We start from the raw sequence: 21,592 nt of genomic DNA on the forward strand, positions 1-21,592 counted from the left end.
CCCATAAACCCCATATCCGTCATAACATCGCCATGACCCTCCGGCATGGCGCCATGCCGGTTGCGGACGGAAGGGATTTGGACAAAGTGGCGGTCGCTCAGGGCACGATGATGCGGAATGCCCCGGCCTCGGTGCCGGCCGAGCGCTCGCGCGCCTTCCGCAAGGCCCGCCGCCATTCCCGCTGGGTCCGCTTCGCCAAGATCGCCATTCCCCTCGGTTCCCTTGTAGGCATGGCCGCCGTCGGCCTCGTGGCCTATTACGACCCGTTCCGGAAGATCGAGCATCTGAGCTTCGGCGCCATCGGCGTGAGCGGCACCAATGTCACCATGGCCAGCCCGAAGCTCACCGGGTTCAAGAACGACAACCGGCCCTACGAGGTGACGGCCAGCGAGGCGACGCAGGATATCCGCAAGCCCGACCTCGTTCAGCTGAAGGATCTGAAGGCCCGGATCGTCACGGACGATCGCGGCAGCGTCGCGCGGCTCCAGGCCGATACCGGCACCCTGGACACCAAGAAAGAGCAGATGCGCCTGCGCAAGAACATCGTGGTCACCACGGATGCGGGCCACGAGGTCAGGCTCAACTCGGCCTTCGTGCGCTTCAAGGCCGGTTCCGTGGTGTCCAACGAGCCCGTCGTCGTGTCCTTCGGCAGCGGCACCATCGAGGCGGAAGGGCTGAGCGTCACGGAGAACGGCAAGGTCATGAGCTTCGAAGGCCGCGTCCGCACCGTTCTCCAGCCCGGGTCCGATTCCAAGCCTTCTGCTCCCGGCGCCGCCGGCACGGGTCCTGCGGTTCCCCTCAATCCGTCTCCCAAATCCCCTGCCGCGGCTCCCGCACCGGCGCCTGCGCCTCAACCGACAAGTGTCCGTCCATGATGAGTTTCACCCGCGCCGCCCTCGCCATCGTGCTTCTGTCTCCCGTTCCGATGGAGGCCGCCTGGGCTCAGGCCGGCAAGGAGCGCGCCGTCGGCTTCGGCAATTTCGGCTCCAGCAAGGAACCGATCAAGATCGACGCCGACAAGCTCGACGTTTTCGACAAGGAGGGCCGCGCGGTCTTCTCCGGCGATGTGGTCGCGGTCCAGGGCGAGAGCACCATGAAGTGCACGACCATGACGGTGTTCTACGAGCAGCGCGACCAGGAGGGCGGCCGCGTGTCGCCGGCGGCCCAGACGGCGGACGACAGCGCGATCAAGAAGATCGACTGCAAGGGACCGGTCACCATCGTGTCCCGGACCCAGGTCGCGACCGGCGAGAACGCCACCTTCGACCGGGGCTCCAACAAGATCATGCTGACCGGCAATGCCACGCTCAGCGACGGGCCCAACGTGACCAAGGGCGAGCGGGTGCTCTATGACATCAACACCGGCGTCGCCAATATCGAGACGAAGCCCGGTGGCCGCGTGAGGGCGCTCTTCGTTCCCGGCAACGGCGGCCCCGCCCCGACGGGCGCGGGCGGCGGAGCGCCGGCCGCGAACAACGCCAAGCCGAAACCGCCGCAGAAGCCGGCCACGAACTGAGGCGAAAAACCCGCCTTCCTCTCTTCAAGCGAGCGATTGCCCCGTGAAACCTCTGTTCAGCCGTTCCCAGCCCGGTTCCTCGGATGTGAGCCTTCTGGATCGCAGCCCTGCCGAAGCGAACCCTCACTTCCATTTTCAGACGGAAGACGAGGCGGTTTTCGGCGGTCCCGGAATCCTGGCCGTGAAAGGCCTGCAGAAAAGCTATCGCGGCCGCACCGTGGTGCAGGACGCGGGCCTGAACGTGCGCGCGGGCGAGGCCGTGGGCCTGCTCGGCCCCAACGGCGCAGGCAAGACCACGATCTTCTACATGATCACGGGCCTCGTCTCGGCGGATCGCGGCGTCATCAGCCTCGACGGCCACGACGTGACGGGCCTGCCCATGTATCGCCGCGCCCGTCTCGGCATCGGCTACCTCCCGCAGGAAGCCTCGATCTTTCGCGGCCTCAACGTGGAGGACAACATCCGCGCCGTGCTCGAGATCGTCGAGCCGAGCCGCAAGGAGCGCGAGCGCAAGCTCGATGCGCTCCTCGACGAGTTCAACATCACGCGCCTGCGCAAGTCGCCCTCCATCGCCCTCTCCGGCGGCGAGAGGCGGCGCTGCGAGATCGCCCGCGCGCTCGCGGGCGAGCCGACCTTCATGCTTCTCGACGAGCCCTTCGCGGGCATCGATCCCATCGCGGTGGGCGACATCCAGAACCTGGTGCGGCACCTGACCCGCCGCGGCATCGGCGTGCTCATCACCGACCACAACGTGCGCGAGACCCTGGGCCTCATCGACCGCGCCTACATCATCCATTCCGGCCGCGTTCTCACCGAGGGCACGCCCGACGCCATCGTGGCGAACGAGGACGTGCGCCGCCTGTATCTGGGCGAGGATTTCCGCCTCTGAGACATCGCGCGGGAACCGGGGATCGGCACGTCCCGCGCGCTGTGCTGGGACAATCGGCCTTTTGACGGAGCGCGGTCGGCCGCATTACAACGTCGGCGGCACGCAAGAAGCATGCCTGAGGTTTCCGGGGGCGGTCATGAGCGCGATGCCACGGCTGGAGCTGCGCCAGGGCCAGTCCCTGACGATGACCCCTCAGCTCGTTCAGTCCATCAAGCTGCTGCAGCTCTCCCATGCGGAGCTGGCGGCCTATGTGGCGGCGGAACTCGAACGCAATCCCCTCCTGCAGGAAGGCGAGATCCGGGCCGATGCGCCCGTGTCGAGCCTTGCCGATTTCCTGCGCGCCAAGGAGAAGGCGCAGGCCGCGGGCGCCCGCATGATTCCGGGGCCGCCGCCCTCGCGGGGCGAGCCCGGCGCGGCCTCCACCGGTCATGCGACGGGTGCGGGGCACGGGGAGATCGGGCGCGAGATGGAGGATACGCTTGCCCGCGCGGCGAGCCTGACCGAGCATCTGGAAGCCCAGCTCGATCTCGCTACGGCCGATCCCCGCCTGCGCGCCGTCGGCCGGCATTTGATTCACAGCCTCGACGAAGCGGGATACCTCACCGAGGACCTCGCGGCGATCGCGCAGCGGCTGAAGGTCGGGCGCGAGGATGTGGAAACGGCGCTCAGCCTGATCCAGACCTTCGAGCCCTCCGGCGTCGGCGCGCGCCACCTGGCCGAATGCCTCGCGATCCAGCTGAAGGACCGGGACCGGCTCGATCCCGCCATGCAGGTGCTGCTCGATCACCTCCACCTCGTCGCCCGGCAGGATTTTGCGGCCCTGCAGAAGCTGTGCGGCGTCGACAGGGAGGATCTCGCCGGGATGCTGGCGGAGCTGCGCCGTCTGGAGCCCAAGCCCGGCCTCGCCTTCACGCCGGCCGCCATCGACGTCCTCGTGCCCGATGTGCTGATCCGGCCGTTGCCCGATGGGGGTCTGTCCGTCGAGCTGAACCCGGAGACCCTGCCCCGCATCCTGCTCAACCGCTCCTACTACGCCGAGGTGGCGAAGGCCCTGCGCAAGGCGGAGGACAAATCCTTCCTGTCGGAATGCTTCCAGGCGGCGAGCTGGCTCACGCGCAGTCTCGACCAGCGCGCCGGGACCATTCTCAAAGTCGCCACCGAGATCGCCCGCCAGCAGGAGAATTTCTTTCGCGAGGGCGTCGCCGCCCTGCGTCCGCTGACGTTGAAGAGCGTGGCCGAGGCGATCGGCATGCACGAATCGACGGTCTCGCGCGTGACGGCGAACAAGGCTATCGGCACGGAGCGCGGCACTTATCCGATGAAGTTCTTCTTCGGCGCCGCGACAGGCGAAGGCGCGCATTCCGCCAAGGCCGTCCGCCACCGAATCAAGCAGCTCATCGAAGCGGAGAATCCGGACGGCGTGCTCTCGGATGAGGCAATTGCCCAGAAATTGAAATCGGAAGGCATTCAGGTCGCCCGCCGAACGGTGGCGAAGTACCGCGAGGCGCTGCGCATCCCATCCTCCGCGGACCGGAAGCGAAAGCGCAAGGTGAGAGCCTGACCGGTTCGGACCGCTATTTCAAGTCTTGTATTGCCTGCCATTCGGATCATCATCGACCTCAAGCGCAGCCGACGAAAGATCGCATATCGCGAGAGCGCAGGTGAGGAGGACACGATGACGTTGAGAGTATCCGGTAAGAACATCGATATCGGCGAAGCTCTCAGGTCTCAGGTTCAGACCCGAGTGGCCGGCGTGTTGTCGAAATATTTCGACGGCGGCTATTCCGGCCATGTGACCGTCGCTCGCGACGGCAGCGGTTTTCGCACCGATTGCGTGCTCCATCTGACCTCGGGCATGACGCTCGAAGCCTCCGGCGCGGCCGGAGACGCCTATGCCAGTTTCGATCAGACGGCGGCGCGAATCGAAAACCGCCTGCGCCGCTACAAGCAGCGCCTGAAGGACCGCCCGGCTTCCGCCAGCGGTCGCGCGGAAGCGGGCATCGAGGTTCCCTATGCGGTTCTCGAAGCCCCCAGCGACGAGGCGGTCGAGGAAGAAAATTATCATCCCATCGTCGTCGCCGAAACCACGAAGCCGCTGCACAGGCTCTCGGTCAGCGACGCTGTGATGCAGCTCGATCTGACAGGATCCGCCGCTGTCGTATTCATCCACGCTAGCACCGGACGCATGAACGTCGTATACCGCCGCGGCGACGGAGCGATCGGTTGGGTCGATCCGCCGCTTGCACAGCCTTGACGGGGATTACCCCTTCCTGGCCCGGTTCTTGCGTGGAACGGTGAGAGGCCTTCCAGGCTTCACACCAAAATGCAGCGTGATCATGCCCTTGCTGGATTTTCTAGACCCTCGAGCCGTCCTGCCCGCCCTGCGCGTCAGCGGCAAGAAGCAGGCTCTTCAGGAACTGGCCACCCATGCCGCCCGTCTCACGGGGCTCTCCGAGACCGTCATCTACGAGTCTCTCCTGCAGCGTGAGCGCCTCGGCTCCACCGGGATCGGCGAGGGAATCGCCATCCCGCACGGCAAGCTGTCGGGGCTGACCCGGATCTTCGGCCTCGTGGCGCGGCTCGAAAAGCCCGTCGATTTCGAGGCCCTCGACGGCCAGCCGGTGGATATTCTCTTCCTGCTCCTGGCCCCTGAAGGGGCAGGCGCGGACCATTTGAAGGCGCTGGCGCGGGTCGCCCGCGTCCTGCGCGAGCCCGGGCTCATCGAGCGGGTCCGCGCCACCCGGGACGCCACCGCCATCTATGCGATCATGACCGAACTGCCGAAGGCCGCCTGATCCGTCTAGCCGTTAGTACGTTACCTAGCGTAATATCTCCTTAACCTGTCCGCCCCAATCTTGCCGCAAAGACAAGACGAGGGATTTGGGACAATGGCGTTTGTGGCTCGGTGGAAGCTGCCGTCGGTTCGCGCGCGCGTCGCCGCGCTGAGCGGCGTGATGGTGCTTGGTTTTGCGGTGATCGGCGCGGTGTTCCAGGCGGGCCGCAGCGAGGTGGAGCAGGCCCTGGCGGCGCAGCAGACCTATTCCGCCCTGGCCGAGCAGGCCTATCAGTTCCGGGGCCGCGCCGATGCCCTGAAGGTCACGGCGGGGGAATGGACCGCAAGCCGGCTCGCCCATCACGGACAGGCCTTCATCGACCGGCACAAGGCCCTTATCGAGCAGCTCGAGGCCATGAGCGCCGCCTCCGGCGCCCGGCTGATCGAGCCCGAAATCGCGGCCCTGAAGCAGCATGCCAAGGCCCTGATCGACCAGGGCAAGGCCCTCGACAAGCTCTATGCCGAGATCGGCACCAAGCCCGACGAGGGCGCGCAGGGGCGCCTCCTCATGACGGAGGCGAATCTGGAGAAGCTGGTGCGCCCGCTGACGGGCAGCGGCGAGACCATCGCCTGGCGCCTCTGGGCGGCGACGCTCGGCATGTTCACCCAGGAGGCCCGCGCCCGAATCCTGCTCGAGGAGACCCTTCTGGGAGCCTTCGACGTGGAGCAGGGCCGCTTCTCCCGCGCCCTGGCCCAGCTTTCGGGAGATCTCGCCCGGGACAAGGCGACCATCGAGACCGCCGGCGCGGCCTATCAGGAAGCGTTCCAAGCCTGGAGCGCCCTGGAGCAGCAGGTTTCCGGCCAGGGCGAGAAGCTGATGGGGCAGTTCGACCTGCTCGTGCCGGCGCTCGACCAGCTGCTGGCCAAGGTGCGCGACGAGGCCCACAAGACGGCGGATCAGCTCACCGCCTCGCAGGCGCGGACCTTCACCCTGATTCTCTGGGCCATGGGCGCGACGCTTCTGGCCGGCCTCGTTCTGAATTTCCTCGTCGGCCGCTCCATCTCCCTGCCGCTTGCCCGTCTCCGCCAGGCCATGCAGCGGCTGGCCGACGGCGATGCGACCAGCGAGATCCCGTCCACCGGGGCAACCGACGAGATCGGCGCCATGGCCCGGACCGTCCTGGTCTTCCGCGACAATGCCCGTGAACGCGAGCGGCTCACGCAGGAGCGGGAGGGCATGGCGGCCCTCGATGCGGAGCGGGCGCACGCGATCTCCAACGCCATCATGGCCTTCGATTCCTCGGTCGAGCAGATCCTCGCGGAGGTCCGGGAGGTCACGGCCGATCTCGCCAGAGCGTCCGGCCAGCTGGAGGGATCGGCCCATCACGTGACCGAGCAGGCCCAGATCGCGGGCAGCGCATCCATCCGCACGGCGCAGAACATGGCGGCGGTGGCGAGCGCCGCCGAAGAGCTCGATGCCTCGCTCGCCGAAGTCGCCGCCCAGACGAGCGCCTCAGCCCAGGCCTCCGAGCGCGCCGTCGCCGAAGCGCGGGGCGCGTCGGGCAGCATGACGTCCCTGTCCGCCGCGACCTCCCAGATCGGCGAGGTGGCGGGGCTCATCCGCTCCATCGCGGCCCAGACGAATCTTCTGGCGCTCAACGCCACTATCGAGGCCGCCCGCGCCGGAGAGGCGGGCAAGGGTTTTGCGGTCGTCGCCAACGAGGTGAAGGAGCTGGCGGGCCAGACCGCCAGGGCGACCGAGGAGATCGCCCGGCAGATCGAGGCCGTGCAGGCGGCCTCGCGGGAGACTCTGGTGGCGCTCGGCACCGTGCAGGCCTCGGTCGAGGACCTCGCGGGCGTCGTCGCCACGGTGGCCGGAACCGTGAGCCAGCAGACCGCGGCGGTGTCCGAAATCGCCCAATCGGTCGCTCAGGTCTCCTCGGAGGCGCAGGCTGGCACCTCCGCCATCGAGACGACGCAGGGCGTCGCCCTGCAATCCCTCGATGCGGCCCGGACGGTGGCGGATCTTTCCGTGGCCCTGGAGCGGCAGGCCCAGCGCCTCGGCGCCGAAATCGGCCAGTTCCTGAACAATGTCAGGGCGGCTTGACGCGTGAAAGAGGCTTCAGGCCTTCGCGGCCGCGGCCGCGGAGGCCTCCACGGGCCAGCGCGCGATCAGTTTCGGAAAAACATTTGCCCCGAGGCTTTCGTAAAAGGCCTTGGCGGGTGCGTTGTCGGGCAGCAGTTCCCACCGCACGACCTGCCCCTGGGAAGCGGCCATCTCCGCGAGCCGCTTCATCAGCAGGCGGCCCACGCCGCGTCCGCGCGCTTTCTCGCAGACATAGAGGTCGTCGAGATTGATGAACTCCCCGCCGCCCCAGATCGAGTAACGGACCATGGTGCTCAGAAAGCCGATGGCTTCGCCGTCGGCTTCCGCGAGCAGGACCTTGAAGCGCGGCCTGTCCCCGAATCCATCCTCGCGCAGGCGATTCTCGTCGGTCCGGACGGTGTGGGACAGGTTCTCGAAGGCGGCCAGTTCCTTGATGAGCCTGAGGATGGTGGGAACGTCCTCGATGCGCGCCTCGCGGACGGTCACGCTGCTGTTCATGGCTGCGGTCTGCTTTCGTTGGATCGGTTTTCGTCCGCTTAGCGCATCGTGCGAAAAAGTGGACCCGGTTTTTCGCCATCGACGATGCGCTACCCAAAAAAGAGCATCGGATGGATCCCAAAAGTGCAAGTCCACTTTATCTCGTCCGATGCTTTGGCGCAAAGCCGCAGGCCTGTTAGCTTGGCCGTTTCCGCTTTGAATCCGACATCACGGCTGTCCGGTCATTTCCCAGACGAGCTGAACATTGGCGCCGTAGCGGATCGTCGCCGGGGGCACGATCGGCACCGATTCGGCCCCTTTGGCCATCGCCATGGGCATGCGCATGTCCGCCTGAGGCTCGAAGGGCTGGGCCGATCCGTCCCGGATCTCCAGGAGCCGGCCCAGGGACACCCCGGCGGCCTTCGCATAGACCTCGGCCTGCCGCTTCGCGTCCCGGACGGCGGCCTCCCGGGCCTTGTCCGCGCCTTCCTCCTGACGGTCGAGGCCGAAGGAGATGGACTGGAAGGTCATGTCGCCGCTGGCCAGGATCTCGCCGGCAAGCTTCCCGACGCCGTCCAGGTCGCGGGTGGTGATCTGGAGCCGGTGATGGGCCGAGAACTTGGGGGCCTTCAGCTCCTTGCCGTCCGGGCCGATCTGCGGCGGGGTCTGGAAGACCTGGAAATTCGCGGTGCGGATATCCTCCCGCTTGATGCCTAGGCCCTGGATGCGGGCGAGCACCCGTTCCGTCGCGGCGTTGTTGGCGGCACTCGCCTGCGCCACGGTTTCGGCCTGCGTCGCCACCGTCACATGGATGCGGGCGAAGTCCGGCTTGAGCTCCACCTCGCCGCTGCCCATCACGCTGATCGTGGGCTGGCGCGGCGCGGGGGCGGCGTTCTGGGCCAGGGCCGGGGCGGCGAGGCTCAGGGCGAGGAAGACAGCGGCAACGGCAGGGCGCATGAGGTCGAACGTCCTTTTCAAAAAAGAAAGCTCCGCCCGTGAGGCGGAGCTTCGAGGGCGCCGGAACGATGCACGGCGCTACCTGAGCGGGCGATTAACGGCCCGTCTTCACCTTCGTCCAGAGCCGGGTGACGGTGCGCTGGGAGCGCTCGTCATAGGCCGTGTTGGTGAAGAGGCGCTTCATCGTGGCCTCGTCCGGGTAGATGCCGGGATTGTCGAGGATCGCCTTGTCGATGTGCTGCTTCGCGGCGAGGTTGCCGGAGGCGTAGGACACGAAGTTGGTGTTCATGGCCGCGATCTCGGGCTTGAGCATGAAGTTGATGAACTCATGCGCCTCGGCCACGTTCTTGGCGTCCGCCGGGATCACGAAGCTGTCGAACCACATGAGCGCGCCCTCGCGCGGGATCACGTAGCCGACCTCGACGCCGTTCTTGGCCTCCTCGGCCCGGGTCTTGGCCTGGATCATGTCGCCCGAATAACCCACCGCCACGCAGATATCGCCGTTGGCGAGCGCGTTGATGTACTCGGAGGAGTGGAACTTCTGGATGTTGCCGCGGACGCGGAACAGGGCGTCGCCCGCCTTGGTCAGATCCTCCGTGCGCTTGGAATCCGGGTTCAGGCCGAGATAGGCCATCACGCCGGGGAAGAGATCCTCGGGGCTGTCCAGCATGTAGATGCCGCAGCTTTTGAGCTTGGAGGAGATTTCGGGCTTGAGCACCAGGTCCCAGGTGTTGAGCGGCACGTCGCCCAGGATCTCGCGCACCTTCTTCACGTTGATGCCGATGCCGGTGGTGCCCCACATGTAGTTGACGGCATATTGGTTGCCCGGATCGAACACGGCCAGGCGCTGCGTGACCTCGGGCCACTGGTTGGCGAGGTTCGGGAGCTTCGCCTTGTCGAGCTTCTGGAACACCTTGGCGCCGATCAGGCGCTGCACGAAGGGGCCCGACGGCACGACGATGTCGTAGCCCGACTTGCCGGCGAGCAGCTTCGTCTCGACGATCTCGTTGTTGTCGTAGGTGTCGTAGACCACCTTGATGCCGGTCTGTTTCGTGAACTCGTCCAGCGCCTTGGGATCCACGTAGTCGGACCAGTTATAGACGTTGACCACACGCTCCTGGGCGGTGGCGGCGGTGACAAGGCCGAGGCCAAGGGCAACCGAAGCGAGGAGACGGAACATTTTGGGGCGGAACTCCCGAGGTTAAGAGTGACAACGGCGGCAGGCTAGGAAATTCCGAGCCAATAAACAATGCCCAACTTGTTGATGGCCTTGACGGTTTTCAGGCGGCCCGCCGGATGGCCTTCGCCAGCCGTTCGAGCCCCGCGTCGAGGGTCGAATCCTTCTTGGCGAAGCAGAAGCGCACCACGTTCTTGACCGCCCCTTGCGCATAGAAGGCGGAGACCGGGATCGCGGCCACGCCGTGCTCCGTGACGAGGCGGCGGCAGAAGGCGACGTCGTCGGTCTCGCCGAGGGGAGCGATGTCGATATTGACGAAATAGGTGCCCTGGCTCGGGATCACGTCGAAGCCGAGCGTTCTCAGGCCCGCGGTGAAGCGGTCGCGGCTGCGGGCGAAGGTTTTTCGCATGTCCTCGAAATAGGCATCGTCCTTGGCCAGGCCGTAGGCCACCGCCGCCTGAAGGTTCGGGGCCGTGGTGAAGGTGAGGAACTGGTGGGATTTCGCCAGCACCTTCATGATGTGCGGCGCGGCGCACACGAACCCGACCTTCCAACCGGTGAGGCTGAAGATCTTGCCCGCCGAGCCGATCTTCACCGACCGGTCGCGCAGGCCCTCGAGCCCCAGCACCGGCCGGTGCCTCAGGCCGTCAAACACCACGTGCTCCCAGACCTCGTCGGAAATGACGATGGCGTCGAACTTGCGGCAGAACGCGGCGAGAAGGGCGAGGTCCTCGTTCGAGAACACGGTGGCGGTGGGGTTGAGCGGGTTGTTGAACACCACCGCCTTGGTCTTCGGGGAGAAGGCCTTCGCCAGCGCTTCCTCGGTCAGCCGGAAATGGGGCGGCTGGAGCGTGACGAATTTCGGCACGCCCCCGGCGAGCCGCACGAGGGGCAGGTAGGCGTCGTACATGGGCTCGAACAGCACCACCTCGTCGCCGGGCTCCACGATCCCGAGGATCGCGCCCGCCAGCGCCTCCGTCGCGCCGGACGTCACCATCACCTCCGTGTTCGCATCGAGGTCGAGACCCTGCCAGTGCCTGTAATGGGCGGCGATGGCGGAGCGCAGCTCGGGAAGGCCCATCATGGACGGGTACTGGTTGTAGCCGTTGAGCACCGCATCCGCCGCCGCGCGCCGCACGTCCTCGGGGCCTGGATCGTCCGGGAAGCCCTGGCCGAGATTGATCGCGCCGGTCTCCCGGGCGAGGCTCGACATCACTTCGAAAACGGTCGTCGGAAGATTGGCGAAAATGGGGTTCATGCCGGTCTCCGGGCTGCGATGCGGGTCTTCCGGGTTCGTAGCACGGAGCGCACGGAGATCGAACCGTTCAAAACGGATGTTTTTCGGTTTCCGTCCGCTCAGATGACGAGAAAATCGGCGGCCGTCATCTTCAGGTTCTTCGACAATGTCGCAATCTCCACGGCCTTGCCGGAGCCCGAGCCGTCCGCGTCGTACCGAAGAACGCCCTTGGCCTTGTCGTAGATCAGGTAATCGTTCCTGTCCTTGGCCCGGTCGCCGACGGTGAAGAAGGCCTCGTTCAGCTTTCCGGGTTGAAGTTCCGTTCCCGTGCCGAGTTTGTGGAAGGCAGCGTTGTCGAGCCAGATCGAGTCGTCCTTCACCTTGAAGTCCGCGACCCGGTCGAGATTCGTCCTGCCATTCGGCTTTGTGTCGAAGACGAAGGCGTCCTGTCCCGCGCCGCCGGTCAGCACGTCGCGGCCGAGCCCGCCCCGAAGCACGTCGTCGCCGGTTCCGCCTTTGAGCGTATCGCTTCCTTTCGCGCCGAACAGGTGGTCGCTCAGCCTTCCGCCGGAGATCGGGCCGCTCGCAGGATGCACGACAAGGGATTGCGCGGCGAATTCTCCGGCGGCGGTGGCGTAGACGAGCTTGTACTCGCCGGGGACGTTCATCCAGCTCGAGACATTGTTGTTGATGGGATTGAAGGTCAGCCAGGCCACGGGCATGTCGCCCTTGTAGGCCTGCATGAACACGAAGTTCTTTCCGACCGCATTCGTGTTCGTGAACGACAGCCTGTACGTGGTGGTGTGCACGGTGGGCAGGGTTGTGTCCGCTTGCGATGTCATGGCTGACGGTGTCTCCATATTCCGTTGCGGAAGTTATGCCATGTCGAACCGCGTTCAAAGGGGCGGAATGGCATATTTTCCTCGGCTTGTGCGGTTGGGCACATTCCCGGTCGGAAGCGCGTGAGCGGTCTGGCCCACTTCAGGGTGACTCCCGGCCATCCGCTTGCTATCGCTGGGGCCGCAACATCCACTCGGCGCATGTCCCGCTCCCCTTCACCCCTGATCGTCGGCCTGACGCTCCTGATCGCGGTCTTGGCCGGCGCCTCCCTCGCGATCGGCCCGGCGCGGATCCCGCTCGCCACGGCCGTGGAGGCGCTCGTCTCCGACCGGGGCGCGGCGAGCATCGTCGTGCGCGAGATCCGCCTGCCGCGTACCCTTCTCGCGCTCATGACCGGCTGGATCCTCGGGCTCGCGGGCGCGGGGCTCCAGGGGCTCCTGCGCAACCCGCTCGCCGACACGGCCGTGTTCGGCGCGCCGCAGGCTTCTGCCTTCGGGGCGGTGCTCGTCATCTATTCCGGCCTCGTGGGCACCCTGTCCTGGGCACTGCCCTTCGCGGCGATCGCCGGCGCGCTGCTTTCCATCGCCCTCGTCGTGGCGGTGGCGGGGCGAAGCGCCACCATCGTGGTGCTCGTCCTCGCCGGGCTGGCGGTGGGGAGCCTCGCGGGGGCAGGCACGTCGCTCGCCATCAGCCTCTCGCCCAATCCCTTCGCGGTGACGGAAATCGTGTTCTGGCTCCTCGGCTCCTTCGAGGACCGCTCGATGACCCATGTGCTTCTGGCATCGCCTTTCATCCTTCTCGCCACGATCCTGATCCTGTCGGCCGCGTCCGGCCTGCGCGCCCTGGCGCTCGGGGAGGAGACGGCGCTCAGCCTCGGCGTCGGCGTGGCGCGGCTGCGGGGGCTGATCGTGGCCGGGGCCGCCATCGGGACGGGAGCCTGCGTGGCGGTGGCCGGTTCCATCGGATTCGTCGGGCTCGTCGCTCCCCATCTGGTGCGGCCCCTCATAGGTTACGACCCGGCGCGCACCCTCGTTCCGGCGGGCCTTGCCGGCGCGGCCCTGCTGCTCGCCGCCGATTGCGCCGTGCGCCTCATCCCCTCGGCCGGGGAGGTCAAGGTCGGCGTGCTGACGGCCCTTCTCGGTGTGCCGTTCTTCCTGTGGGTGATCGCCCGCCGCAAGGCGGAGCTGGCGGAGACGCCCGCATGACGCGCCTCGAGGCCCATGCCCTGTCGGTCGATCTCGGGAACCGACGCGTCCTCGATCGCGTCGGCCTGTCCCTCGTGCCCGGACGCCTGACCGCGATCGTCGGGCCCAACGGCGCGGGCAAGACGACCCTGCTGCGGGCCCTGGCCGGATTGCAGCCCCCGGGCGAAGGCGACGTCACCCTGGACGGGGTCTCCGTGTCGCGGATGCCTGCCACGGCGTGCGCCCGGTCCATCGCCTATCTGCCGCAGGGCGGCGGCGTGGCCTGGCCGCTGCCGGTTCTGTCCGTCGTCGCGCTCGGGCGGCTGCCGCACGGGGAAAGGCCCGAAGCCCTCTCCGGCAGAGGCCGCGAGGCGGTCGAGACGGCGATCCGGTCGGTCGGGCTCGAAGGCTTCGAGGGCCGTCCCGTCACCGCTCTCTCCGGCGGCGAGCGCGCCCGCGTGCTTCTCGCCCGCGCCCTTGCGACGCAGGCTCCGGTGCTCCTGGCCGACGAGCCCGTCGCCGCCCTCGATCCGCGCCATCAGCTCATCGTGCTCGACCGGCTCAAGGCGCTGGCGCGGGACGGGGCGACGGTGGCCGTCATCATGCACGACCTGACCCTGGCCGCGCGCTTCGCCGACGACATCCTCTTCATGCAGCAGGGGCGCATCGCAGCCTTCGGCAGCCCTGAGGAGGTTCTGACCGAGGAGCGTCTGGCGTCGGGCTTCGGCATCGCGGCGCGGGTCCTGCGCGAGGCGGGGCGCGTCGTGGTGGTGGCCGAGGGTCCCCTGCCGCGCGCCTGAGGGGGCTGCATCGCGGATATCGATAAAGTCACAGGGTTACATTGACAAAGCCGTAAGCCCATCCGATACCGCGAAACAAGGATACGGCAGCTCCATGAATCGGCAGGGTTTCAAGAAGGCACTCATCGTTGTGCATGATCTCGTGATGACGGGCGTGGCCGTCCTCGCGACGTTTTTCGTGCGCTTCGACGGCACGTTTCTGGCCGAGCGCCTGGTCCATCTGCCGCTGTTCCTGCCGCCCTTCATCGCCTTCGCCGGCGTGATCTACTGGTTCTCGCAGCTCTACCGGTCCAAGTGGCGCTTCGCCTCCCTGCCGGACCTGTTCAACATCTTCCGGGCCTCCACCATCCTGGCCGTGACCCTGCTGGTGGTGGACTACATTCTCATCTCGCCGCAATTCCTGGGGACCTTCTTCTTCGGCAAGATCACGATCGCCCTCTACTGGCTGATCCAGATGTTCCTGCTGGGCGGTCCGCGGCTCGCCTTCCGCTACCTGAAATACGCCCGGTCCCGCCACACCCTGCAGCGCGATGCGAGCACGCCGACCCTGCTGCTCGGGCGCGGCAGCGACATCGACGTCATCCTGCGGGCCATCGAGGCGGGCACCGTCAAGAAGATCCAGCCCCGGGGCATCCTGTCCTGGCGCTCCGACGACCTCGGGCAATCCATGCGCGGCATTCCCGTGCTCGGCACCTTCGTCGATCTCGAACAGGTGGTGCAGGACTTCCAGGAGCGGGGCGTGCCCATCCGCCGCCTCGTGGCGACCCCCGGCGCGCTGCTGCCCGAAGCGAACCCGGACATGCTGCTGGCCCATGCCCGCCGCCTCGGTCTGCCGCTGGTGCGGGTCACGAGTCTCGGCGAGGGCATGCGCAACGCCGAGCTCGCGCCGCTCGAGATCGAGGACCTGCTCCTGCGCCCCACCGTGCAGATCGACCGCCAGCGGCTGGAGAACTTCATCCGCGGCAAGCGCGTGCTCGTCACGGGCGGCGGCGGCTCCATCGGCTCCGAGATCTGCACCCGCGTCGTCGCCTTCGGCGCGAGCGACCTGATGATCCTGGAGAGCTCCGAGCCCTCCCTGCACCACATCCTGGAGAACCCCACGCTCCTGTCCAGCGACACGAACGTGGACGGCGTCATCGCCGACGTGCGCGACCGGGAGCGGGTGCGCGACGTGATGTGCGAGTTCAGGCCGGACGTGGTTTTCCACGCCGCCGCGCTCAAGCATGTTCCCTACCTCGAGAAGCACTGGATGGAAGGGGTCAAGACCAACGTCTTCGGCTCCGTGAACGTGGCCGATGCGGCGGTGGAGGCTGGCGCCGATTCCATCGTCATGATCTCCACCGACAAGGCCATCGATCCGGTCTCGATGCTGGGCGCCACCAAGCGCTTCGCCGAAATGTACGGACAGGCGCTCGATGCCGAGTTCATGGGCCGCAACGGCGCGACCCGCACCATCGCCGTGCGCTTCGGCAACGTGCTGGGCTCGGTCGGCTCCGTGGTGCCGAAGTTCAAGGCGCAGATCGCCCGCGGCGGGCCGGTCACCGTCACCCATCCCGACATGGTGCGCTACTTCATGACCACCCGCGAGGCGGCGGATCTGGTGCTCACCTCGGCTTCCCACGCGGAGGAGACCCGCGCGCAAACGGAACGCTCCAACGGCGACGAGCGCGCCTCGGTCTATGTGCTGAAGATGGGCCAGCCGGTGCGCATCTACGAACTCGCCGAGCGCATGATCCGGCTCGCCGGCTATGAGCCGGGCGAGGATATCGAGATCGCAGTCACCGGCACGCGCCCCGGCGAGCGCCTCCACGAGATCCTCTTCGCCCGCGAGGAGCCGCGCACGGAGATCGGCATCGACGGCGTCATGGCCGCCAAGCCCGTCTTCGCCGACCGCGCGCGGGTCGAGGCCTGGCTCAAGATCCTCGAGCGCGCGGTCACGGACGGCGACCGCGCCCTGGTCGAGCGCGTCTTCGAAGAGGCGATTCCGGAATTCAAGCGCCGGGCGACGGCGCCCGCGCCTGCCGCGCCAGTTCAGCAAGCCCGTCGCGCGTCGAGCTGACGGGCTCCCAGCCGAGGGCCCGGAGCGAAGCGGGGCTCGCGACGAGCGAGCCCGCCAGGCGCTCGTAAGCCTCCCCCTTGCCCAGGAGAGACGCCGCCGCCTTGAGCGCGAAGGCGGGAACCGGGACCAGCCCCGGCCCGCGCCCCAGCCCCTTGCGCAAAGCCGCGACGATCTCCGGAATCGTCACCGGCTCGGGATCGGCCGCGATGAAGGGGCGGCGCAGGGAACCGGGAGCCTTCAGGAGCGTGTCCACCGCCGCCGCCAGATTGTCGAGGGAGAGGAGGGATCGCCTTGCCGCCAGTCCGCCGAGCGGCAGGGGCCAGGGCGATTGGGCGAGCGCGAGAAGCGAGGCCATGTTCCCCTTCACGCCGGGGCCGTAGACGAGAACCGGGCGCAGCGCCGCCCAGTCGAGGCCGAGCCCGGCCAGGCCCCGCTCCGCCTCGAGCTTCGAGCGGCCGTAAGCGTCGGTGGGGCGCGGCTCCAGGTCTTCCGTCAGCACCCCCTCGGCCACCGGCCCGCTCTGCGCCCGGATGGAGGAGAGGAAGACGAAGCGCTTCGCGCCCGCCCGCTCGGCGGCCTGCGCGAGCTTGACCGTCGCCTGCGTGTTGATGGTGCGGTAATCGTCTTCCGGACGTCCGGACATGGCGTGCGCCAGGCCCGCCGAATGGATCACCATGTCCACGTCGCGCAAAGCCGCCGCCATGTTCTGCGGGGAAGCGATGTCGCCGATCACGGCGCTCGACGCGCCCTCCGGCACCTCCGAGGGGCGGCGCAGCAGCACCCGGACCCGGTAGCCCCGCATCGTCAGCGCGGCGAGGAGATGCTTGCCGATGAAGCCCGTGGAGCCGGTGAGGGCGATCAGGGGGGCATTCATCGGGCAACCTCCGGGCGGGACTGGGAAAAGCGTTTGAGCAGCAGGCCGACGAGACCGGCGCCCAGGGCGAGGGCGGCCGCCTGCACCGCTCCCGAGGACCAGACCAGTGTCATAGCGGCGAGTCCCGCCAGGGCAAGGTTGAGGCCGAACACATGGGCGCTGACCTGAAGGGCGGAGAAGCCGTTATCCGTGGCCTTCTGGTAGAAATGGCTGCGATGGGCCTCCCATACCTTCTCGCGGCGCGCGAGGCGGCGCAGCAGGGTGATGGTGGCGTCCATCAGGTAGTAGAGCGGCAGCAGGAGGGCCGCGGCGAGCGCGCCGGTCCCCGCAAGCTCCAGCAGCATCCAGCCGACCAGAAGCCCGATGGGCAGCGAGCCCACATCGCCCAGGAAGAGCCGGGCAACGGGCTTGTTGAAGGGCGCAAAGCCCAGAAGCGCGCCGCAGAGCGCCGCCGCCACGATCCCCACGGGCGTCGTTTCGGGATGGATGAACCAGAGCGCGGCGATGAAGGCGGTGACGGGCACCATCTCGGCGACGGTGATCCAGTCTAGCCCGTCCATGAAGTTGACGAGGTTCACGAACCAGACGCCGCCGAAAACGAGAATCGCCTGCTCCACCGCCAGGGGGATCGCGTCCGGCAGGACGCGGCCATGGCTTGCGAGAACCACGATGGCCACGGCCACGGTCTGGAGCACGAGGCGCGGAACGGCGGGCAGGGGACGGATGTCGTCCACCGCGCCGATGATCGCGAGCCCCGCCGCCGCCGCGGCGACGACCGCGAAGGGATAGGTCTCCGTGAAGAGGAGCAGCACCGCGCCCGCCGCGGCGAGGCAGGCCGCCAGAACGGCGATGCCCCCGCCCTGGGGCGTCGGCACCTTGTGGCTCGAGCGGGCGTTCGGGCGCGCCAGCGCATAGCGCACCAGAAGAGGCTTGAGAACGACGATCAGCAGCACCGAGAGCACGGCCCCGCCGGCCAGGGCTGCGGTGAGGCAGGCCAGAGTGAGAAAGGACGATGCGATCATGTCAGACGCCGTGATACCCGCGATACCATGTGACGAAGCGGCGGATGCCCTCCTCGAGGGATGTGGAGGGCACAAAGCCCACGTCCCGGCGCAGGTCCGTGACGTCGGCGCGGGTCTCCAGAACGTCGCCGGGCGGCAGGGGCACGTCCGCGCGGTCGGCCTTGCGGCCGAGGGCGTCCTCGATCAGGGCGACCAGCCGGTTCACCTCCTCGGGGCGGTCGTTGCCGATGTTGTAGACCCGGTGCGGGGCCGGGCTGATGGCCGGATCGGGGCGTTGTGCATCCCAGGCCGGATCCGGCGCGGGCGCCCGGTCCACCAGCCGCACGATCCCCTCCACGATATCGTCCACATAGGTGAAGTCGCGCCAGACCTTGCCCGCATTCGCGACCTCGATCCGCCGGCCCTCGGCGATGGCGTGGGTGAACTTGTAGACCGCCATGTCGGGCCGGCCCCAGGGGCCGTAGACGGTGAAGAAGCGAAGCCCTGTGCAGGCGAGGCCGAAGAGCGAGGCGTAGGAATGCGCCATCATCTCGTTCGCCTTCTTGGTGGCGGCATAGAGGCTGATCGGGTGATCGGCGCTGTCGTGCTCCGAGAAGGGCAGCTTGCGGTTGGCGCCATAGACCGAGCTCGACGAGGCATAGACGAGATGCCGGATCTCCCCATGCCTGCAGGCCTCCAGCATGTTCATGAAGCCCATGAGGTTCGAGGCGGCATAGGGCTGCGGATCGACGAAGCGCACGCCGGGCTGGGCGGCGAGGTGGATCACGCGCTCGAAGCGGTGGCGGCGGAACAGGTCCCGGGTCCCCTCGGCATCGGAGAGGTCCAGGCGCTCTCCGCGAAAGGCGCTTTGAGGCTCAAGCCGGGCGAAGCGGGCTTCCTTGAGGCGCAGGTCGTAATAGGGCGTGAAGCTGTCGACGCCGACCACCCGGTGCCCGGCGGCCAGAAGCTTCTCGGCCACGTGATAGCCGATGAACCCGGCCGCGCCGGTAACGAGGATCGGAGACGACATCGCAAACGCTCACCCTGAACGGCGCGCACCTTAGAGCATTTTTCGGCGATGTGGACCCGGTTTCGCGCGTCTCACGATGCCTTGTGGAGAGGGGTGAGGCAGGCCCGGCCCGCCGCGCGGCAGGCCGGGCCTTCGATTCCGCTCAGATGACGAAGAAGTCCTTGTAGGTCATGGCGAGCTTTTTGGAGAGCGTCGCGATCTCGACCTGCTTGTATTTCGAGCCGGAGCCGTCGGCGTCGTAATAGAGCTTGCCCTTCTTGTCGTCGTAGATGACGTAGTCGTTCTTGTCCTTGGCCTTGGAGCCGATGGTGAAGAAGTCCTTCTTCAGCTGCGCAGGCTTCTTCTCCGAGCCGGATTTTCCGAGCTTGGTGAAGACGGCGTTGTCGAGCCAGAACGAGTCGTCCTTCACCTTGAAGTCCGCGATCGCATCCCGGTTGGTTTTCGCGTTCGGCTTGGTGTCGAACACGAAGGCATCCTTGCCCGATCCGCCGTTGAGCGAGTCGCTGCCCGATCCGCCGTAGAGCTTGTCGTTGCCGCCGTTGCCGTAGAGCTTGTCCTTGCCGCTATGGCCATAGAGCTTTTCGCTGGTGGACTTGCCCTTGATCACGTCGGCGCGGTTGGTCCACAGATTGGCGTCGAGCCTCACGGAGGTGGATGCGGTGCCGTCACTGACCGTCACGTTGAAGAAGATCGACGACAGGGAAGCCGGCGCGCTCTCCGGGCGAGGCGCGGCAACGAAGACCAGCTTCTGGATTGCGGCCTGGACGAAGGCCGGTGTTCCGCTGATCGTATAGATTCCCGTCTGTGCATTGTAGGTGCCGCCGCTCAGGCTCGATGCCAGGAAATAGCCCCAACGCGGCTCGCCGATGCCGATGCTCGCCGTCAGGATGTCGTTATTCGCGTCCGAGACGGTCATCTGCGCGAAGGGAAAGCCTGAATCCGAGATCGCCCCCCGGTTCAGGTTCCCGCCGATGCTGGGCGGGAGGTTTCCCCCGCCTCCGGGATCGTCGTCCCCGGGGCCGCCGGTATCGGGTCCGTGTCGGGGGAGCCATTTCGAGAAGGTCACGAATTCCTGCTCGAAGTCGTGCCCGGTGGTTCCGTCGCCATCGTTCGACAGGATCACGCTGACCAGCCGCGAGAAATCGTCCGGGATCGTTTCAGCCGTGTTCTGATAGGTCAGCGCTCGAAGGAAGGTCTGGACGATCTCAGGGGGAGCTCCCCTGTACCGGGTCGGATCTCCCGGTTCGGGAAACATGATATGAAAATTATAGGTGCCGGAGCCTCCGGGCATTACAATGGCAGGATAGCCATTGATAGAAACCTCGCTCCCTACCTCGAAGCCGTTTGAAAGCGTTACTCCCATTCCAGGCATGATCCCGAGGCGTTCGTGCAGCACATCGGCTGCCCCCCATAACCCGACCTGAACGTCGAGAATACCGTAGCCGCTGATGACCTCGGCATCGCCGCCCCAGTCGAGAGGGGTCGGCCCGCCGCCTTCCACGATCCTGTGGTAGTCGCCATCGAATTTCCACGTATCAAGGGTTTTGGCCATCGACGTTCCTGGGATTTTTCTGGGGCTGCCGCACGGCTCTCAGCCGCACCTGCGAAGCCGTTAATATATGTTATAAAGAATCGGCATCAATGCGCAGTGGCGGAGCGAAAGGGTTACCCCGTGCTCCAGCGCACATAGACCGGAAGAGCAGGCTTTTCCCGAGACCCTGGATCCGATGAGGGGGATCAGGCCTGCCCGGCTTTGGCCAGGACCGGGCCGGAGCGTTCCGGAATCGTCTCCACGATCGGCTCGAAGGTGAGCGACTGGCGCTCGCGCGCCATGAAGGCCGTGGGCATGACGGCCTGCATCTCCGCTTCGGCCGCCTTGAGATAGGCGTCGTCATGGCCGGGATAGAGATGGAAGATCGCCAGGGCCTTCACGCCGGCGGCCTTGGCCAGTTCGACGCCCTTCTGCCAGGTGGAATGGCCCCAGCCGCGGCAATAGGCATATTCCGCATCGGAGAACATGCCGTCGAAGATCATCAGGTCGGCATTGCGGACGAAGGCGGCAAGCTCCGGGTCGGGCCAGGGGTCGCTGTGCTCCACGTCGCTGATGTAGCAGACGCTGCGGCCCCGGTGGCTGAGGCGGTAGCCCGTTGCGCCGCCGGGATGATTGAGCGGATGGGTTTCGATCCGCCTGCCGTCGCCGAAGGTGATCGGCTCGCCCGCCCTGAAGCCGTTATGCTCGAAACGGGCCGGAAGCTGCCCGAGGCGCACCGGGAAGAGCGGCGGGGCGAAGAGGCGGTTCAGGGGCTCGATGGCGCTTTCCCCCTCCAGATGGCCGCAATAGGTGCGGATCACGCGCTCCTTGCCGAGAAGGGCGGGCTTGAAGAAGGGAAGGCCGCTGATGTGATCGAGATGCAGGTGGCTCAGCAGGATGTCGATGGTCTCGGGCGCGTTCTGGCTGAGTTCGGCGCCGAGGGCCGAGAGGCCCGTTCCCGCATCGAGAATGAAGAGCCGGTCGCCGCAGCGCACTTCCACGCAGGGCGTGTGCGATCCAAATTCGACGAATTCAGGGCCGGATGCACAGGTGGAGCCGCGTGTGCCCCAGAACCGGACCTGCAACGCGTCAGAGGATGCAACACACCTTATCATTTCATGATCATGCTCAATCGGGAAC

At 66.9% G+C, this 21,592-nt stretch carries 20 protein-coding genes; 10 read left to right on the forward strand and 10 right to left on the reverse strand.

Annotation, left to right across the window (positions count from 1 at the left end; genetic code table 11):
• The first annotated feature begins 86 nt into the window (after positions 1-86).
• The 7 genes from lptC (at position 87) to L879_RS22445 (ending at position 7,285) form a co-directional block, all read left to right on the forward strand.
• Entirely contained in the window at positions 87-875 is a 789-nt protein-coding gene (gene lptC / locus L879_RS19905) for an LPS export ABC transporter periplasmic protein LptC (protein WP_161634614.1), read from the forward strand.
• A complete protein-coding gene (locus tag L879_RS19910; RefSeq protein WP_051434937.1) occupies positions 872-1,516 on the forward strand; it encodes an LptA/OstA family protein in 645 nt (214 codons plus the stop codon). The genes lptC and L879_RS19910 overlap by 4 nt, the downstream gene beginning before the upstream one ends.
• Positions 1,517-1,559: 43 nt before the next feature.
• Positions 1,560-2,405 (forward strand): LPS export ABC transporter ATP-binding protein, encoded by an 846-nt coding sequence (gene lptB, locus L879_RS0100730; RefSeq protein ID WP_027314430.1) that lies wholly within the window; start codon positions 1,560-1,562, stop codon positions 2,403-2,405.
• Positions 2,406-2,541: 136 nt separating this feature from the next.
• Positions 2,542-3,966, forward strand: coding sequence for an RNA polymerase factor sigma-54 (gene rpoN / locus L879_RS0100735; RefSeq protein ID WP_027314431.1), 1,425 nt, complete (start codon positions 2,542-2,544; stop codon positions 3,964-3,966).
• Positions 3,967-4,080: 114 nt separating this feature from the next.
• Positions 4,081-4,659: a ribosome hibernation-promoting factor, HPF/YfiA family gene (gene hpf / locus L879_RS0100740; RefSeq protein ID WP_027314432.1), complete on the forward strand. Its 579-nt coding sequence runs from the start codon at positions 4,081-4,083 to the stop codon at positions 4,657-4,659.
• A gap of 82 nt (positions 4,660-4,741) precedes the next feature.
• On the forward strand, positions 4,742-5,200 hold the full coding sequence (gene ptsN, locus L879_RS0100745) for a PTS IIA-like nitrogen regulatory protein PtsN (RefSeq protein WP_027314433.1): 459 nt from the start codon (positions 4,742-4,744) through the stop codon (positions 5,198-5,200).
• Between the two features lie 93 nt (positions 5,201-5,293).
• On the forward strand, positions 5,294-7,285 hold the full coding sequence (locus L879_RS22445; RefSeq protein ID WP_051434938.1) for a methyl-accepting chemotaxis protein: 1,992 nt from the start codon (positions 5,294-5,296) through the stop codon (positions 7,283-7,285).
• 15 nt (positions 7,286-7,300) lie between these two features.
• Here the strand turns inward: L879_RS22445 and L879_RS0100755 are convergent, their stop codons facing one another.
• From L879_RS0100755 to L879_RS24440, 5 genes are all read right to left on the reverse strand, one after another.
• A complete protein-coding gene (locus L879_RS0100755; RefSeq protein ID WP_035458314.1) occupies positions 7,301-7,783 on the reverse strand; it encodes a GNAT family N-acetyltransferase in 483 nt (160 codons plus the stop codon).
• Between the two features lie 207 nt (positions 7,784-7,990).
• On the reverse strand, positions 7,991-8,719 hold the full coding sequence (locus L879_RS0100760) for an SIMPL domain-containing protein (protein ID WP_027314435.1): 729 nt from the start codon (positions 8,717-8,719) through the stop codon (positions 7,991-7,993).
• A gap of 94 nt (positions 8,720-8,813) precedes the next feature.
• Positions 8,814-9,899, reverse strand: a complete 1,086-nt coding sequence (locus L879_RS0100765) for a polyamine ABC transporter substrate-binding protein (protein ID WP_027314436.1) — start codon at positions 9,897-9,899, stop codon at positions 8,814-8,816.
• Between the two features lie 100 nt (positions 9,900-9,999).
• On the reverse strand, positions 10,000-11,154 hold the full coding sequence (locus tag L879_RS0100770) for an aminotransferase (protein WP_027314437.1): 1,155 nt from the start codon (positions 11,152-11,154) through the stop codon (positions 10,000-10,002).
• Positions 11,155-11,252: 98 nt separating this feature from the next.
• Positions 11,253-11,975 carry a calcium-binding protein gene (locus L879_RS24440; protein ID WP_027314438.1) on the reverse strand — a complete coding sequence of 241 codons (723 nt, stop codon included), beginning with the start codon at positions 11,973-11,975 and terminating at the stop codon, positions 11,253-11,255.
• 198 nt (positions 11,976-12,173) lie between these two features.
• Here L879_RS24440 and L879_RS0100780 point away from each other — a divergent pair, with 198 nt between their 5' ends.
• From L879_RS0100780 to L879_RS0100790, 3 genes are all read left to right on the forward strand, one after another.
• Positions 12,174-13,178: a FecCD family ABC transporter permease gene (locus L879_RS0100780; RefSeq protein WP_027314439.1), complete on the forward strand. Its 1,005-nt coding sequence runs from the start codon at positions 12,174-12,176 to the stop codon at positions 13,176-13,178.
• Complete coding sequence (locus L879_RS0100785) at positions 13,175-13,957, forward strand: ABC transporter ATP-binding protein (RefSeq protein WP_027314440.1); 783 nt, start codon at positions 13,175-13,177, stop codon at positions 13,955-13,957. Before L879_RS0100780 ends, L879_RS0100785 begins: the two co-directional genes overlap by 4 nt.
• 94 nt (positions 13,958-14,051) lie before the next feature.
• Complete coding sequence (locus tag L879_RS0100790; RefSeq protein WP_027314441.1) at positions 14,052-16,016, forward strand: nucleoside-diphosphate sugar epimerase/dehydratase; 1,965 nt, start codon at positions 14,052-14,054, stop codon at positions 16,014-16,016.
• On the opposite strand, the gene L879_RS0100795 is transcribed toward L879_RS0100790, so the two are convergent.
• The 5 genes from L879_RS0100795 to L879_RS0100815 form a co-directional block, all read right to left on the reverse strand.
• Positions 15,949-16,890 carry an NAD-dependent epimerase/dehydratase family protein gene (locus L879_RS0100795; RefSeq protein WP_027314442.1) on the reverse strand — a complete coding sequence of 314 codons (942 nt, stop codon included), beginning with the start codon at positions 16,888-16,890 and terminating at the stop codon, positions 15,949-15,951. The genes L879_RS0100790 and L879_RS0100795 overlap by 68 nt on opposite strands.
• A complete protein-coding gene (locus L879_RS0100800) occupies positions 16,887-17,912 on the reverse strand; it encodes an MraY family glycosyltransferase (protein WP_027314443.1) in 1,026 nt (341 codons plus the stop codon). Before L879_RS0100800 ends, L879_RS0100795 begins: the two co-directional genes overlap by 4 nt.
• 1 nt (position 17,913) lies before the next feature.
• Positions 17,914-18,921 (reverse strand): NAD-dependent epimerase, encoded by a 1,008-nt coding sequence (locus L879_RS0100805; protein WP_027314444.1) that lies wholly within the window; start codon positions 18,919-18,921, stop codon positions 17,914-17,916.
• Between the two features lie 142 nt (positions 18,922-19,063).
• On the reverse strand, positions 19,064-20,473 hold the full coding sequence (locus tag L879_RS22455; protein ID WP_051434939.1) for a calcium-binding protein: 1,410 nt from the start codon (positions 20,471-20,473) through the stop codon (positions 19,064-19,066).
• 185 nt (positions 20,474-20,658) lie between these two features.
• Positions 20,659-21,567: an MBL fold metallo-hydrolase gene (locus L879_RS0100815; RefSeq protein WP_027314445.1), complete on the reverse strand. Its 909-nt coding sequence runs from the start codon at positions 21,565-21,567 to the stop codon at positions 20,659-20,661.
• Positions 21,568-21,592: the final 25 nt, after the last annotated feature.

Origin of the sequence: Microvirga flocculans ATCC BAA-817, assembly GCF_000518665.1 — a bacterium.
GTDB classification, from domain to species: Bacteria; Pseudomonadota; Alphaproteobacteria; order Rhizobiales; family Beijerinckiaceae; genus Microvirga; species Microvirga flocculans.

Bases quoted from the DNA above. Each gene is read 5' to 3' on its own strand.
- L879_RS19910 (WP_051434937.1), top strand. From the start codon at position 872: ATGATGAGTTTCACCCGCGCCGCCCTCGCCATCGTGCTTCTGTCTCCC.
- rpoN (WP_027314431.1), top strand. From the start codon at position 2,542: ATGAGCGCGATGCCACGGCTGGAGCTGCGCCAGGGCCAGTCCCTGACG.
- hpf (WP_027314432.1), top strand. From the start codon at position 4,081: ATGACGTTGAGAGTATCCGGTAAGAACATCGATATCGGCGAAGCTCTC.
- ptsN (WP_027314433.1), top strand. From the start codon at position 4,742: ATGCCCTTGCTGGATTTTCTAGACCCTCGAGCCGTCCTGCCCGCCCTG.
- L879_RS22445 (WP_051434938.1), top strand. From the start codon at position 5,294: ATGGCGTTTGTGGCTCGGTGGAAGCTGCCGTCGGTTCGCGCGCGCGTC.
- L879_RS0100755 (WP_035458314.1), bottom strand. From the start codon at position 7,783: ATGAACAGCAGCGTGACCGTCCGCGAGGCGCGCATCGAGGACGTTCCC.
- L879_RS0100760 (WP_027314435.1), bottom strand. From the start codon at position 8,719: ATGCGCCCTGCCGTTGCCGCTGTCTTCCTCGCCCTGAGCCTCGCCGCC.
- L879_RS0100765 (WP_027314436.1), bottom strand. From the start codon at position 9,899: ATGTTCCGTCTCCTCGCTTCGGTTGCCCTTGGCCTCGGCCTTGTCACC.
- L879_RS0100770 (WP_027314437.1), bottom strand. From the start codon at position 11,154: ATGAACCCCATTTTCGCCAATCTTCCGACGACCGTTTTCGAAGTGATG.
- L879_RS24440 (WP_027314438.1), bottom strand. From the start codon at position 11,975: ATGACATCGCAAGCGGACACAACCCTGCCCACCGTGCACACCACCACG.
- L879_RS0100780 (WP_027314439.1), top strand. From the start codon at position 12,174: ATGTCCCGCTCCCCTTCACCCCTGATCGTCGGCCTGACGCTCCTGATC.
- L879_RS0100785 (WP_027314440.1), top strand. From the start codon at position 13,175: ATGACGCGCCTCGAGGCCCATGCCCTGTCGGTCGATCTCGGGAACCGA.
- L879_RS0100790 (WP_027314441.1), top strand. From the start codon at position 14,052: ATGAATCGGCAGGGTTTCAAGAAGGCACTCATCGTTGTGCATGATCTC.
- L879_RS0100795 (WP_027314442.1), bottom strand. From the start codon at position 16,890: ATGAATGCCCCCCTGATCGCCCTCACCGGCTCCACGGGCTTCATCGGC.
- L879_RS0100800 (WP_027314443.1), bottom strand. From the start codon at position 17,912: ATGATCGCATCGTCCTTTCTCACTCTGGCCTGCCTCACCGCAGCCCTG.
- L879_RS0100805 (WP_027314444.1), bottom strand. From the start codon at position 18,921: ATGTCGTCTCCGATCCTCGTTACCGGCGCGGCCGGGTTCATCGGCTAT.
- L879_RS22455 (WP_051434939.1), bottom strand. From the start codon at position 20,473: ATGGCCAAAACCCTTGATACGTGGAAATTCGATGGCGACTACCACAGG.
- L879_RS0100815 (WP_027314445.1), bottom strand. From the start codon at position 21,567: ATGATAAGGTGTGTTGCATCCTCTGACGCGTTGCAGGTCCGGTTCTGG.